Origin of the sequence: Rhizobium sp. ZX09 (genome assembly GCF_017357485.1) — a bacterium.
GTDB lineage: Bacteria > Pseudomonadota > Alphaproteobacteria > Rhizobiales > Rhizobiaceae > Agrobacterium > Agrobacterium pusense.
On record NZ_CP031363.1, the window covers coordinates 219,711 to 232,732 of the forward strand.

General features: G+C 59.5%; 12 protein-coding genes. 11 read left to right on the forward strand and 1 reads right to left on the reverse strand.

What is annotated here, in order from left to right:
* The first annotated feature begins 10 nt into the window (after window positions 1-10).
* The 5 genes from BTN45_RS01085 (at window position 11) to BTN45_RS01105 (ending at window position 4,665) form a co-directional block, all read left to right on the forward strand.
* A complete protein-coding gene (locus BTN45_RS01085; protein ID WP_006698182.1) occupies window positions 11-379 on the forward strand; it encodes a hypothetical protein in 369 nt (122 codons plus the stop codon).
* Entirely contained in the window at window positions 379-918 is a 540-nt protein-coding gene (locus tag BTN45_RS01090; protein WP_004440034.1) for a flagellar basal body-associated FliL family protein, read from the forward strand. The genes BTN45_RS01085 and BTN45_RS01090 overlap by 1 nt, the downstream gene beginning before the upstream one ends.
* 208 nt (window positions 919-1,126) lie before the next feature.
* Window positions 1,127-1,801 carry a WecB/TagA/CpsF family glycosyltransferase gene (locus BTN45_RS01095; RefSeq protein WP_045532735.1) on the forward strand — a complete coding sequence of 225 codons (675 nt, stop codon included), beginning with the start codon at window positions 1,127-1,129 and terminating at the stop codon, window positions 1,799-1,801.
* Between the two features lie 114 nt (window positions 1,802-1,915).
* Complete coding sequence (locus tag BTN45_RS01100; protein ID WP_207588598.1) at window positions 1,916-3,688, forward strand: hypothetical protein; 1,773 nt, start codon at window positions 1,916-1,918, stop codon at window positions 3,686-3,688.
* 77 nt (window positions 3,689-3,765) lie between these two features.
* Entirely contained in the window at window positions 3,766-4,665 is a 900-nt protein-coding gene (locus BTN45_RS01105; RefSeq protein ID WP_107340481.1) for a bifunctional methylenetetrahydrofolate dehydrogenase/methenyltetrahydrofolate cyclohydrolase, read from the forward strand.
* Window positions 4,666-4,683: 18 nt separating this feature from the next.
* Here the strand turns inward: BTN45_RS01105 and BTN45_RS01110 are convergent, their stop codons facing one another.
* The gene (locus tag BTN45_RS01110) at window positions 4,684-5,709 is read right to left on the reverse strand and encodes a LacI family DNA-binding transcriptional regulator (protein ID WP_112555820.1); all 1,026 of its coding nucleotides are present in this window, start codon (window positions 5,707-5,709) and stop codon (window positions 4,684-4,686) included.
* Window positions 5,710-5,983: 274 nt separating this feature from the next.
* Here BTN45_RS01110 and BTN45_RS01115 point away from each other — a divergent pair, with 274 nt between their 5' ends.
* The 6 genes from BTN45_RS01115 to BTN45_RS01140 all read left to right on the forward strand — a co-directional run bounded on the left by BTN45_RS01115 (window position 5,984) and on the right by BTN45_RS01140 (window position 13,022).
* Window positions 5,984-7,345: an ABC transporter substrate-binding protein gene (locus BTN45_RS01115; protein ID WP_207588599.1), complete on the forward strand. Its 1,362-nt coding sequence runs from the start codon at window positions 5,984-5,986 to the stop codon at window positions 7,343-7,345.
* A 105-nt stretch (window positions 7,346-7,450) separates the two neighbouring features.
* Window positions 7,451-8,464, forward strand: coding sequence for a sugar ABC transporter permease (locus BTN45_RS01120; RefSeq protein ID WP_022555634.1), 1,014 nt, complete (start codon window positions 7,451-7,453; stop codon window positions 8,462-8,464).
* 1 nt (window position 8,465) lies between these two features.
* Window positions 8,466-9,626 (forward strand): carbohydrate ABC transporter permease, encoded by a 1,161-nt coding sequence (locus BTN45_RS01125; RefSeq protein ID WP_207588600.1) that lies wholly within the window; start codon window positions 8,466-8,468, stop codon window positions 9,624-9,626.
* 37 nt (window positions 9,627-9,663) lie between these two features.
* On the forward strand, window positions 9,664-11,319 hold the full coding sequence (locus BTN45_RS01130; RefSeq protein WP_004440050.1) for an alpha-glucosidase family protein: 1,656 nt from the start codon (window positions 9,664-9,666) through the stop codon (window positions 11,317-11,319).
* Window positions 11,320-11,339: 20 nt separating this feature from the next.
* Window positions 11,340-12,428, forward strand: a complete 1,089-nt coding sequence (gene ugpC / locus BTN45_RS01135) for a sn-glycerol-3-phosphate ABC transporter ATP-binding protein UgpC (protein ID WP_112766141.1) — start codon at window positions 11,340-11,342, stop codon at window positions 12,426-12,428.
* A gap of 237 nt (window positions 12,429-12,665) precedes the next feature.
* Entirely contained in the window at window positions 12,666-13,022 is a 357-nt protein-coding gene (locus tag BTN45_RS01140; protein WP_034496014.1) for a hypothetical protein, read from the forward strand.

The following is a 13,022-nucleotide window of genomic DNA, read 5'->3' on the forward strand; positions in this document are numbered from 1 at the left end:
GGAGACAAGCATGGACCTTATGTCGAACGACCACCGTATCCAATCCGTTCTCGGCCGCCTTGAAATGATCATCGACCATGAGAACGACAATATCGGTAAGGACCCGCGGTTCGACTTCAAGGTCTCCAATGCCCATAAGAGCCGGTGCCTTTATGAGCTGACGATGCTGTTCCGGGATACCCCGCGCGAGGAAATCGCTGCCGGTTACATGGAGCAGGTCAAGGGCATCAAGTCCAAGCTCGCCACCAATGCCAGCCGCGTCGAGGCACATCTGAATGCAGTTCGTGCGGTCGCCGACCTCCTGAAGAACGCAATCCAGGAAGCCGACACGGATGGTACCTACTCCCAGGAACAGTTCATGTACGGCGCAGCCTCCTGATGTTGAAGCTTCTTCTCACCGGCGTCTGGGTTTGCGCCGTCACGCTCGGCGCGGTGTATTTCTCCGTCCAGATGGCGACGGCGCCCGCGCCGGATGAGGCGGGCGCAAAAAAGGCCAGCTTGCAACTGGTCAAGGGCGAAAGCATCACCATTCCCGTCATCAATGATGGCGGGGTAAACGGTTACTTCCTAAGCCGTATTTCGCTGCGCGTCGACAAGGACAAGATGGCGAAAATCGAGTTGCCGGCAACCCAGTTGATGACCGATGAGCTGTTCACGCTCCTGGCGGGTTCTTCCATGGTCAACATCGCCAATATCTCCACTTTCGATCCCGACGCCTTCAAGCAGCGCATCCGCGAGGGGCTGAACAAGAGGCTCGATGATGAGGTGGTCGAGGACGTGCTGATCGAGCAACTCGATTATCTGTCCAAAGCCGACATTCGTGAGCAGAATGGGAATGGAACACCCCGTTCCATCAAGATCGTAGAAGGTGAAAAAGCCGACGCCGGCAAGGAAGCGGCCGCCGCGCCAGGCCACTGATAGCGCCGCGCCGCTTCGTGCCTTCGGCATGGCCAGAGGCAAGGGACGGTCGCGTGATCCACGTGGTTAATCATTCCTTCGCGTGGGCCTTGGAATTCTATTGATTGCTTTCAGCGTAAATTCAACCAGCACATGTATAAACGGTCCATGAACCGCGAACCCGCAGAAACCTGCGCGTGACGGGCGGGGCTTGCATCGGGGGCTGGGTATGAACGTAACGACGGGTTTTGCACGACCGGGACAGCAGCGGGACATTTACGGGCTGCACTTCTGCGACCTCGACTGGAACGCAGCGCTGGAACATGTGAGCGACAGGGCTTCCGCCTCTGAGGGACACACGTCGCTCTCATTTCTCACCCTTGAAAAGGCAAAGCTTTCACTCAAGGACATCGGCTATCGGCAGGTCCTCGAAAGCTGCCTGCTTTTCCCGCAGGGCAAGGCGTTGAACGCTGCCGCGCGGCGCGCACATGGTGAGCCTCTGCCGGTCGTGATCGATGGCGTTGCCTTTGTCATGGCGCTTCTCACCTATATGGCAGTACCGAAACGGATCGGCGTTGCGGGTGACGATGCAGCCCAGCTCGGTGTCGTTCTTGCCAAGCTGCGTAGCCATGCGCCCTGGCACGACTTCGTCATGCTGAGCGGCGAGACGTCCGGCGTGAAAGTGGATATGCTGCTGGCGGGAATGACGAAGCAAAATCAGGAGATGTGGCTGCATCGCACCGTCAACCGCGAGGACGCGCGAGTCGCCATCGCAGTCGGGCCGCTTTTCAAGATATTATCGTCCGAAGTGGCAGGCATGCCTGAAATCTTCCGCAGGCTGCATATGAGCTGGCTTTACAGCCTTTGCGCCGAACCCTGGCATATCGCTCTCGGCAAGGGCTGAGGCGAGTTCGGCGAAGGTCCGTTAACCATTTGTTTGCCACGATCCTTTAACCTCTCGTAAGGTTTTGACAGCTGTCCGTCCGCGGGCGGCGGCGAAGGTGGCAGACGGCTTCAGATGGTTGATCACAGTCCAGATATGACGGCGACCCGCCCGGAAGGGGATGAGATTGCCGCGCCCGCGTCGCAGTGGCGCAGGCATTGTCTTCGGCTTTTGACCGCCGGATGCGTCGCGGCCGCCACGGTAACCGGCGCAGCCCTTCCGCTGCTGCTCGTTGATTCCGGTTTTCGCGGCTATGTTTCGCAGGCGCAGATCGAGGTATCACAGACCGCTTATGATGCACCAGATGCGACCCGCTTTCTGGCGATGGCGCGGCGCACCCTGCTTTCACCTCGCGGGCTGGACCGGATCAGCAGCGATCTCAAGCTGAAGCCTGCCGATCTGGTCGGCGTTCGCAAACAGGGTGAATTTCACCTGCTGGTCGATCTTCTGACCGGCGCGGATGCGCGTCCGCTCTCCCCGCGTGAGGCGCTTAACAGCGCGGTGGGAGATGGGATAGGGCTTGAACTGTCGCCCGACGAGACGACGCTGATCGTGACTTCGAGGGCTGCGACGCCAGAAGCGGCCATGCGGCTTACCGACTATCTTTCGATGCGTATCATGGCGGACGGCAAGGCCGGCACCATGACGCCCGCTATGCGGGAGATGGAGCGGGCACGGACAAGGATGGACGAGGCCGAGGCGGCGCTAAGCGGTTTCCAGATGCGCCATGGCGATGCGGTGACCGAGGTGCAGCAGCTCGAGCAGCAATTGCGTGACGTGAACGAAAGAATCACCGCGGCGACCCGACAACAGCAGTCGCTGCAGGCGGATCTGGCGGCGGCTTCGGCCCTGAAACCCAACGATCTGTTCTCCAAACCGCTTCCCTCCGGCATCGCCTTTTCTGCACTCGAGGACATCAGGCAGAAACATGCCGCCGCCAGTATGGCGCTTTCCAGCATCTCGGTCGATTACGGCCCGAAACATCCCCGACACATCGCCGCCAGGAATGCGGAGGATGCCGTACAGGCACTCGCTGCTCCAGCATTGCGCCAACTGCTCGACGCACTGCGAGCGGACGAGAAGCGCCTCGCTGAGGAAATCGCCGATGCTGAAGCCGAGCGGAAAAAGAACCTTGATCGCCTGAATGGTCTCGGTGTTGCTCCGGGAGAGTTCTCCAGGCTGCAGGGGGAGCTCGAAACGGCGAGAAACACCTATCTGGAGGCGAGCGAACGCCGCGATCTCTCCTCTGCTGCGACGCCCGCCCTTGAGACCCGCCTCGCGAAAAAGGCAGGTCCGGGAGAACTATCGCGTGATCTTGCCCAGGCCGCCATGATGGCGGGCGGCGGCGGCCTGATCGGGTTGCTGGGCAGTCTCTATCTTCTGACGTACCGTCGCCCTGACGAGGAAGAGCAGGATGCCTCCGCCTTCGAACCGGAAGCGGCAATCCGGCTCCCCGAGGAGGAACCCGCGCAATTTTCGGAATTCGAGCCAATCGAACCGGCTGTGTTTGACGATCTGCAATCTCCTGATGCCGAAACGGCCGGCTTGGATGCTGGCCACGACGAGGAGAGCTTCGCCGATTATTACTGCGGTGCGGTTAACGACGATGAGCGCATGCCGCTCGACGAGCGTGTAAGGCAGGTTCTGATGGGCAACCGCACGGTTGGGATCGCCGGTCAGGCACCGTCCGCGCTGCCGCCGCTGCTGGCTGATGCGCTTGCCGGCCATGCCGATCATGCCCAGGCGGAAGCGGAGGAGCTGATGGAATTGCGACGGGAATTGGCGCTCCTGAGGGAGCGTCTCGTCGATTATGCCGACCACCAAGAAGACTACCGCAAAACCGCCTGAAAACGCCGCATTTTAGCTTGCATTCCTGCGACGGGGGCACCATACGGAGCCTACGTAACCCATGAGGAGCAGGACGCATGGCAGTTGTGATTGACGGGAAGGCGAAGGCGGCCTCGGTAACGGAGGCGGTCCGCGCATCGGCAGAAGCGCTTGAGGCGAAAAAGGGCGTCAAGCCCGGTCTCGCGGTCGTCATCGTCGGTAATGATCCGGCTAGCCACGCTTATGTGAACTCCAAGAGCAAGATGGCCAAGCAATGCGGGTTCAACTCCATCCAGCACACGCTGCCGGAGGAGACCACACAGGCTGACCTCCTGAAGCTGGTCGGTGAACTGAATGCCGACACCTCCATCCACGGCATTCTGGTTCAGCTGCCGCTGCCGAAACATTTCAATTCCGATGAAATCATCCAGTCGATCCTGCCCGAGAAGGATGTCGACGGCCTCAGCGTGCTAAATGCCGGCAAGCTCGCGACCGGCGATCTTGCCACCGGTCTCATTTCCTGCACGCCCGCAGGCGCCATGCTTCTGGTGCGCGGCATTCACGGAGACGACCTTTCCGGCCTGAACGCTGTTGTCATCGGCCGCTCCAACCTGTTCGGCAAGCCCATGGGCCAGCTCCTGCTCAATGCCAACGCCACTGTGACGATGGCGCATTCGCGCACCAAGGATCTGGCCGGCATCTGCAAGACGGCGGATATTCTGGTGGCGGCGGTTGGCCGCGCGGCGATGGTGAAGGGTGACTGGGTGAAATCCGGCGCGACCGTCATCGACGTCGGCATCAACCGCATTCCCGCACCCGAAAAGGGTGAAGGCAAGACGAAGCTGGTGGGCGACGTCGCCTATGATGAAGCAAGCGCCGTTGCCGCGGCCATCACCCCTGTTCCCGGTGGTGTCGGCCCGATGACGATCGCGATGCTGATGGCCAACACCGTCATCGCCGCTCATCGCGCCGAAGGCCTGGCGGCACCGAAGTTCTAGGCGGTTGAAACCGGCCGGCTACGCTTTCGGAGCCGGCCCCGTCGAGGCACGCACCACCAGTTCCGCCTTCCAGAGTTCCTGATAGGGCTCCGTCTGGTCGTTCTTGATGTGATTGATCAGGCGCTGGCCCACGCGGACGCCTGCCGCTCTCAGCGACGAGCGCGTGGTGGTGAGCGGCACGGAAAAATTATCGGGTTTCAAAAGCGGCAGCACATCGTCATGGGCGATGAGGGAAATATCCTTGCCGGGTTTCAGGCCTCGCTGGTTGAGCGAGCGGATCGCGCCAAGTGCGAGCGCGGTACTGGCACAGAGAATGGCGGTCGGTTTCTCCGGGCGTGAAAGCAGGGCCTCCATGCCGAGATAACCTTCCTCGTCGGTCATGCTGCCGTGTCTCTTATTGCTTGCATGCAAGGCCAGGCCGTTTGCCGCCAGCGCCTTTTCCACCCCAAGGCAGCGCCGATAGGTGAAATCATAGCCTTCCGGACCGTTCAGCAGCCCGATGCGCGTATGGCCAAGCTGAAGCAGAAGCTGGGTCGCATCACGGAAGGCGCCTTCATTGTCCACGTCGAGGTAGGGATAATCCTCCTCCACGCCGATGGAGCGGCCATGCACGAGGAAGGGCAGGGAAAGCGACTGCATCATGGCGATGCGCGGATCGTTATTCTTCATATAAGCGAGATAGATGCCGTCGACGCTGCCGCTAGCGGCGAGCCCACGAAGGGCTTCGCGTTCCTTTTCCGGCTCGGTGGGCATGATGACGAGATGAAAGCCGCTGCGCGAGGCTTCCTCACCAAGACCGCTCAGGAATTCGCCGAAATGCACATCCGAACGGTGATGTTCGCCAATCGGCATCACGAGCCCAATGGAGCCGACCTTGCCGGTTGCCAGCCGCTGTGCCGCGGCATTGGGGCGATATCCCGTCTTCTCCGCGGCTTCCATGACGCGGCGGCGCGTTTCCGCGCTGACCTCGGGATAGCCGTTGAGCGCCCTGCTGATGGTCGTCTGCGAAATGCCCAGCAGTTGCGACAGCTGTTTCAGGTTCATGTCTGTCATTCCTCCATGCGCGCGCCCGGAAAAGGCCAAAAGCCACTCCTCATTTTCCCAAAGCGCTTTAGATTTTTAACAGCCCCATCCGCTTTTCTCAATCGAAAATGATAGCCGCCTTCCTAAATCAATATGACTATTTCGAAGGTTAGGCAGCGTTTCCGAATAAAGAGCCTCTTGACTCCATCTTGATGACAATGAGATGAATAGGCAGCCAAAGCGCTTTGATTGGAGAGGACGCTTTGAGCCTTTTATGTGATGGGAGGTAAATCACATGCGGAAGACCCTTTTGGCGACGGCTGCTTCAATCGTGCTGCTGTCGGGTTCGGCCTTTGCCGCCGATCTGAAATTCGCGCCGGGCCAGGACGCCAAGTTCAACTGGAAAAGCTACGAAGACTTCAAGGCGGCCCATGCTGACCTTAAAGGCCAGACGCTGACGATTTTCGGCCCGTGGCGTGGTGAGGACGAGGCTTTGTTCCAGTCCGTTCTCGCCTATTTTGCTGACGCGACAGGCGTGAATGTCCGTTATTCCTCGTCGGAAAACTACGAGCAGCAGATCGTCATCGACACACAGGCCGGCTCGCCGCCCAATATTGCCATTTTGCCGCAGCCTGGCCTTCTCGCCGATCTCGCCGCCAAGGGTTTTCTTGTGCCGCTCGGCGACGACACGGCCAAATGGGTCGAGGAAAATTACGGCGCGGGTAAATCCTGGGTCGATCTCGGCAGTTATAAGGGCAAGGACGGCAACAAGGCCTATTTCGCTTTCCCCTTCAAGGCCGACGTGAAGTCGCTCGTCTGGTATGTTCCCGAGAATTTCGAGGAAGCGGGATATAAAGTTCCCGAGAGCATGGAAGACCTGCTCAAGCTCACCGACCAGATCGTTGCCGATGGCGGCACGCCCTGGTGTATTGGTCTTGGCTCCGGTGGTGCGACCGGCTGGCCGGCAACCGACTGGGTGGAAGACCTGATGCTGCGGACGCAGCCGTTGGATGTCTACCAGAAGTGGACGACCAACGAGGTGAAATTCACCGATCCGGCCGTGGTTGCCGCGATCAACGAGTTCGGCAAATTCGCCAAGAACGAGAAATATGTGAGTGGCGGCGTTGCGGCCGTGGCCTCCACCGACTTCCGCGACAGCCCCAAGGGCCTCTTCGACATTCCGCCGAAGTGCTACCTGCACCATCAGGCATCGTTCATTCCCTCCTTTTTCCCTGAGGGCACCAAGGTCGGAACGGATGCGGATTTCTTCTACATGCCGACCTATTCCTCAAAGCCTGACCTCGGCAAGCCGGTTCTCGGTGCCGGCACGCTCGTCACCATCACTAAGGAAGCGCCCGCTGCCAAGGCATTCGTACAATTCCTGCAGACGCCGATCGCCCATGAAGTGTGGATGGCGCAGTCCAGCTTCCTGACGCCGTACAAGGGTGTGAACGTCGAAACCTATGCCAATGAGCAGATGAAGCGTCAGGGTGAAATCCTGACCACCGCGACGACCTTCGGTTTTGACGGTTCCGACCTGATGCCCGGCAAGATCGGCGCCGGCGCTTTCTGGACCGGCATGATCGATTTCGTCGGTGGCAAGTCTGCCGATCAGGTCGCCGCCGATATCCAGAAGGCCTGGGACGGCCTGAAGTAACACGGATTAAGACGAGGCCTGGCGGCTCGCTGCCGGGCCTCTTCCGCAGGAACGGCCCGACAGCCGCATAAATCAACGCGGCGCGGAGAGGATCAGGGAGGGAACATGGCTCAACAACTGGTGTCCGCCATCGGCGTTATGGTAGCGGGCGTTTTTGCCTGTGCTGCCTATTACTGGCTATCCGATAAGGCGTTGCAGGCAATCTTTCCCGTCCGCTCGGGAGACGTCATTCACGCATCCCGCAATCTCAATCGCCGTGCCGCCGTCCGGCCTTGGCTGTTCATAGGCCCGGCGCTGATCCTGTTGCTCGTCTATCTTGTGTATCCCGTCATAGCGACGCTGATCCTCTCCTTCTACGACCGCACCGGCAGCGAATTCGTCGGTCTCGCCAATTATCGCTGGGCGTTTTTCGATGCCGGTTTCCGTCAGTCGATCTTCAACAACATTCTCTGGCTCGCCGTCGTGCCGGCCGCCTGCACCTTCTTCGGCCTCGTCATCGCCGTCATGACCGATCGCATCTGGTGGGGCAACATCGCCAAATCCATCGTCTTCATGCCGATGGCGATCTCCTTCGTCGGCGCTTCCGTCATCTGGAAGTTCATCTATGAATACCGCGCCGAAGGTCAGGTGCAGATCGGCCTGCTGAACGCCATCGTCGAGTTTTTCGGTGGTAATCCGCAGGTCTGGATTTCCATGCCCTTCTGGAACAACTTCTTCCTGATGGTCATCCTCATCTGGATTCAGACCGGTTTCGCCATGGTCATCCTGTCGGCGGCTTTGCGCGGTATTCCGGAAGAGACCATCGAGGCGGCTGTCATCGATGGCGCCAATGGCTGGCAGATCTTCTGGAAGATCATGGTTCCGCAGATCTGGGGCACTATCGCCGTCGTCTGGACGACGATCACCATTCTCGTGCTGAAGGTCTTCGATATCGTGCTGACCATGACCAACGGGCAATGGAACACCATGGTTCTGGCCAATCTCATGTTCGACTGGATGTTCCGCGGCGGCGGTGATAGCGGCCGAAGTGCCGTCATCGCGCTCATCATCATGGCGGCAGTCACCCCGATCATGGTCTGGAACATCCGCCAGGCAAACCGCGAGATGGAGGGCCGCTGAGATGGATATTGTCAAACGCCTCCGCCGCGTCGGCCTGCCGCGGCTCATCGTTCACGCCAGCGTTCTGATCGTCGTGCTGCTCTGGCTCTTGCCCACGCTCGGCATTCTCGTGAGTTCGCTGCGCGACAAGGATCAGATCACGGTGTCGGGCTGGTGGACCGCTTTTTCGAGCTCCGAACAAACGCAAGCCGTTCGTCTGGCCGATGCCTCGGCTCAGAAGCAGGATGGCAGCCGCTACGTCATATCAGGCAATGTCTTCGAAAACGGCCAGGGCGGAAAGGTTGCGGCCTTCGGCGTGCGCGTGCAGGAGCCGACAGCTTTCAAGGCAGGTGAAGCCGCTGACATCGGCGATGGCGAGACGCTGCTTATCAATGAAGACGGCACTTACGAATATAGCAAAGCCGCAAGCTTCGAGGGTTCGCGCGGCAAGCGCGTCTACATCTCTGTCGCAACGCCGCCCGTCTTCACTCTCGACAACTACCGTACGGTTCTAACATCGGAAGGCATCGGCCAGTCCTTCGTCAACTCGCTGACGGTCGCCGTACCTGCAACCGTCATCCCTATACTCATCGCCGCCTTTGCCGCCTATGCCTTGTCATGGATGAGCTTTTCCGGCCGCAATCTGCTGATTGCCATGGTGGTGGGCTTGATCGTCGTGCCGTTGCAGATGTCGCTGATCCCGCTTCTGAGACTGTACAATGAAATTGGCACCATCTTCGGCGTGCCGTCCAAGACCTATGCCGGTATCTGGCTGGCGCACACCGCCTTCGGACTGCCGCTCGCCATCTATCTGCTGCGCAACTACATTTCCGGCCTGCCGAAAGAGATCATCGAAAGCGCCCGTGTCGATGGCGCAAGCGATTTCGAAATCTTCGTCAAGATCATCCTGCCGCTCTCTTTCCCCGCGTTCGCTTCCTTCGCCATCTTCCAGTTCCTGTGGACCTGGAACGACCTGCTTGTCGCCATGGTGTTCCTCGGCACGCAGAAGGATGAGCTGGTGCTGACGGGCGCGCTTAACGCGCTGCTCGGCTCGCGCGGCGGCAACTGGGAGATTCTTACCGCCTCGGCCTTCGTCACCATCGTCGTGCCGCTCGGCGTCTTCTTCGCTCTTCAACGTTATCTCGTGCGTGGCCTGCTGGCAGGCTCCGTCAAGGGAGGCTGATCATTCCATGAACGCCCATACCACACAGGACACTTCCATGACCGCTTCGGTGACTTCCGCTTTGACGCCCAACAAGGACTGGTGGCGCGGCGCTGTTATCTATCAGATCTATCCGCGCTCCTATCAGGACTCCAATGGCGACGGCATCGGCGATCTCAAGGGTATTACCGATCGCCTCCATCACATCGCAGGCCTCGGTGCCGATGCGATCTGGATTTCGCCCTTCTTCACCTCGCCGATGAAGGATTTCGGTTACGACGTCTCGAATTATGTGGATGTCGACCCGATGTTCGGCACGCTCGCCGATTTCGACGGGCTGATCGCCGAAGCCCACCGTCTCGGCATCCGCGTCATGATCGATCTCGTTCTGTCGCACACCTCGGACCAGCATCCCTGGTTCGTGGAAAGCCGCGCCAGTCGCAACAACCCGAAAGCGGATTGGTATGTCTGGTCGGACAGCAAGCCGGATGGCACGCCGCCCAACAACTGGCTGTCGATTTTCGGCGGCTCGGGCTGGCAGTGGGATCCGACCCGCATGCAATATTACATGCACAATTTTCTGACCTCGCAGCCGGACCTCAACCTGCATAATCCGGAAGTGCAAGAAGAGCTGCTGAATATCACACGCTTCTGGCTGAAGCGCGGCGTCGATGGTTTCCGCCTCGACACCATCAACTTCTATTTCCACGACCTTGAGCTGCGCGATAATCCGGCGCTGGCGCCGGAACGGCGCAATGCCTCCACCGCGCCTGCGGTCAATCCCTATAACTTCCAGGAGCATCTCTACGACAAGAACCGCCCGGAAAACATCGCCTTCCTGAAGCGCTTCCGCGCCGTACTGGACGAATTCCCTGATATCGCCGCCGTCGGCGAAGTGGGCGACAGCCAGCGTGGCCTCGAAATCGTCGGCGAATACACCTCCGGCGATGACAAGATGCAGATGTGCTACGCCTTTGAATTCCTCGCGCCCGATGCGCTGACCCCGCAGCGTGTTGCCGATGTACAGGCGGATTTTGCGAGAGCTGCACCGGAAGGCTGGGCCTGCTGGGCTTTCTCCAACCATGATGTCGTGCGCCATGTCAGCCGCTGGGGCGAGCATGTCGAGGACAAGGATGCTTTCGCGAAGGTGCTGTCGGCACTTCTCATGACCCAGCGCGGTTCCGTCTGCATCTATGAGGGCGAAGAACTCGGCCTCACCGAAGCCGATATCGCTTTCGAAGATTTGCAGGATCCTTACGGCATTCAGTTCTGGCCTGAATTCAAGGGCCGCGACGGTTGCCGTACGCCGATGGTATGGGACGCCGGCCATGCGCAGGCCGGGTTCTCGACGGCCGACAAAACGTGGCTGCCGATTCCGACCGAGCACAAGCAGCGCGCCGTGAGCGCCCAGCAGGGCAATGAGGCTTCGGTGCTGGAGCATTACCGCCGCTTCCTCGCGTTCCGCAGGCAGCACCCGGCTTTCGCAAAGGGCGGCATCGAATTTCAGCCCGTGCAGGGAGAGGTGTTGAGCTATACCCGCAAGCTGGGCAACGAAACCGTTCTTTGCGTCTTTAACTTATCAGCGACGCCAGCAGAGGCCACGCTGCCGGAAGGGAACTGGGAGGTTCTTGAAGGCCATGGCTTTGCAAGCGGACTAAAGGGCAGAAGCGTCGAACTTCCGGCATGGGGCGCTTTCTTCGCCCGTTACGCCTGACAGATGAGGGAGGAACACCCATGACAAGTCTCGTTCTCAAGGATATCCGTAAATCATACGGGCAGGTGAAGGTGCTGCACGGCATCGATCTCGATATCGAACAGGGCGAATTCATCGTTTTTGTTGGCCCCTCCGGCTGCGGAAAATCGACCCTGCTGCGCATGATCGCCGGGCTGGAGGAAATCACCGGCGGCGAGATGTATATTGACGGCCAGCTTGTCAACGAAATCCCGCCTTCGCGTCGGGGCATCGCCATGGTGTTCCAGTCCTATGCCCTTTATCCGCACATGACTGTCTACGACAACATGGCCTTCGGCATGAAGATTGCCAGGGAAAGCAAGCAGGAGATCGACCGCCGCGTTCGCGCCGCCGCCGAAATCCTGCAGCTCACGCAATATCTGGAGCGATTGCCAAAGGCGCTGTCCGGCGGCCAGCGTCAGCGTGTCGCCATCGGTCGCGCGATCTGCCGCAACCCCAAGGTCTTCCTGTTCGATGAGCCGCTCTCGAACCTCGATGCGGCTCTGCGTGTCGCCACGCGCATCGAAATCGCCAAGCTCAACGAGCAGATGGCCGATACAACGATGATCTACGTTACCCACGACCAGGTGGAGGCGATGACGCTCGCTGACCGCATCGTCGTTTTGAACGCGGGGCGGGTGGAGCAGGTCGGCGCGCCGCTCGAGCTTTATGAGAGGCCGGCCAATCTTTTCGTGGCGCGTTTCATCGGCTCGCCCGCCATGAATATTATCGGTGCGAAAGTGACCGCCACGGGTGAACGGACCTCCATCGAACTTGCCGGCGGCAAGACATTGGTCGTCGATGTTCCCACATCCGCATCTGAGCAGGGCAAGGCCGCAAGCTTTGGCGTTCGGCCGGAAGACCTGAGCATCGCGACGGGCGACGACTATCTATTCGAGGGAAAAGTCGCGATCGTGGAGGCCCTGGGTGAGGTGACCCTGCTTTATCTCGAAGCGCCCAAGGGCCAGGAGCCGATCATCGTAAAGGTGCCGGGCATTGTTTCCGTGGGTAAGGGTGAAACCCTGCGCTTTTCCGCCCTGGAGGAGAAGCTTCATCTTTTCGATGCGGGAGGCAAAGCCTACCGCAAGTAAACGGTGGCGATACTGAAACAAGCCCCGGAACTGTCCGTTCCGGGGCTTTTTTCTGGTTATCAACCGTGTGGAAAAACGTCGGAAATGTCCCGCTTCCGTCCTGTTTAAGCTGACGCTGATATGAATTGTTAAAGACTATGGCCTAGTCTCGTCCTATTGGTAAGCATTGGGAGTTCGGGCGTGCAGAGCGGTGCGGGTGTCATCAGAAATCATTATCTGAGCAAGGAAGAGTCCTTCATGTATGACCGCGAAAGCCGGTTCCGCATGGAAGACACCATGAACGCGGCGCGCATCGAATATACCGAAAAGGCCGTGATGCACATGGCGGCACGCCGCTGCGACGTCATTCGCATCTCCCAGACAGAGGCCGTGCTGGCGCTACTGACCAAATACAACCTGCCGAACCAGTTCTATCTCGATATCCCCGATGCCCGCATCACCAAGATCGGCTGCGTGATGTTGCGCGTCAACGCCAACAACACCATCCATGTCCGCTTCCTGCGTATGCTGACACAGAAGGAGCTGGATCGAATTTTCGTGTTCAGCACGCACCCGGCCCACAAGGACCGCAAGCTGGATATCCGGTCGTTCTAA

Bases quoted from the DNA above. Each gene is read 5' to 3' on its own strand.
- BTN45_RS01085 (WP_006698182.1), top strand. From the start codon at position 11: ATGGACCTTATGTCGAACGACCACCGTATCCAATCCGTTCTCGGCCGC.
- BTN45_RS01090 (WP_004440034.1), top strand. From the start codon at position 379: ATGTTGAAGCTTCTTCTCACCGGCGTCTGGGTTTGCGCCGTCACGCTC.
- BTN45_RS01095 (WP_045532735.1), top strand. From the start codon at position 1,127: ATGAACGTAACGACGGGTTTTGCACGACCGGGACAGCAGCGGGACATT.
- BTN45_RS01100 (WP_207588598.1), top strand. From the start codon at position 1,916: ATGGTTGATCACAGTCCAGATATGACGGCGACCCGCCCGGAAGGGGAT.
- BTN45_RS01105 (WP_107340481.1), top strand. From the start codon at position 3,766: ATGGCAGTTGTGATTGACGGGAAGGCGAAGGCGGCCTCGGTAACGGAG.
- BTN45_RS01110 (WP_112555820.1), bottom strand. From the start codon at position 5,709: ATGAACCTGAAACAGCTGTCGCAACTGCTGGGCATTTCGCAGACGACC.
- BTN45_RS01115 (WP_207588599.1), top strand. From the start codon at position 5,984: ATGCGGAAGACCCTTTTGGCGACGGCTGCTTCAATCGTGCTGCTGTCG.
- BTN45_RS01120 (WP_022555634.1), top strand. From the start codon at position 7,451: ATGGCTCAACAACTGGTGTCCGCCATCGGCGTTATGGTAGCGGGCGTT.
- BTN45_RS01125 (WP_207588600.1), top strand. From the start codon at position 8,466: ATGGATATTGTCAAACGCCTCCGCCGCGTCGGCCTGCCGCGGCTCATC.
- BTN45_RS01130 (WP_004440050.1), top strand. From the start codon at position 9,664: ATGACCGCTTCGGTGACTTCCGCTTTGACGCCCAACAAGGACTGGTGG.
- ugpC (WP_112766141.1), top strand. From the start codon at position 11,340: ATGACAAGTCTCGTTCTCAAGGATATCCGTAAATCATACGGGCAGGTG.
- BTN45_RS01140 (WP_034496014.1), top strand. From the start codon at position 12,666: ATGTATGACCGCGAAAGCCGGTTCCGCATGGAAGACACCATGAACGCG.